This window comes from Lactobacillus delbrueckii subsp. delbrueckii DSM 20074 = JCM 1012, from assembly GCF_001433875.1.
GTDB classification, from domain to species: domain Bacteria; phylum Bacillota; class Bacilli; order Lactobacillales; family Lactobacillaceae; genus Lactobacillus; species Lactobacillus delbrueckii.
This window is the reverse complement of the sequence record NZ_AZCR01000172.1, coordinates 1-237: the sequence shown is the minus strand read 5'-3', so window position 1 is coordinate 237 and position 237 is coordinate 1. Positions and strand designations below refer to the sequence as shown.

The window sequence follows — 237 nt, the reverse complement described above, 5'->3', positions numbered from 1 at the left end:
ACACTAATTTCGGGGGTTATTTTCATGACTAAATACACTAAAGAAATCAAACTTGCTATCTACCACGAATGGGTAGACGACTACAGAAGAGGCACCTACCTTAGCCAAAAATATGGGATGGGGCGTGGAAGTATCCATTATTTGGTAGACTTGATTCAAAAGCATGGTGAAGATATTCTGGATCGACCTCAACAGAAATATACTGCTAATTTCAAGCTTGCTGCCATTGATAGAGTT

General features: G+C 39.2%; 1 pseudogene. It reads left to right on the top strand.

Annotated features, from left to right (window positions below):
• Positions 1 to 24 precede the first annotated feature (24 nt).
• Positions 25 to 237: pseudogene (locus FD23_RS09570) on the top strand (IS3 family transposase); the annotation flags it as partial.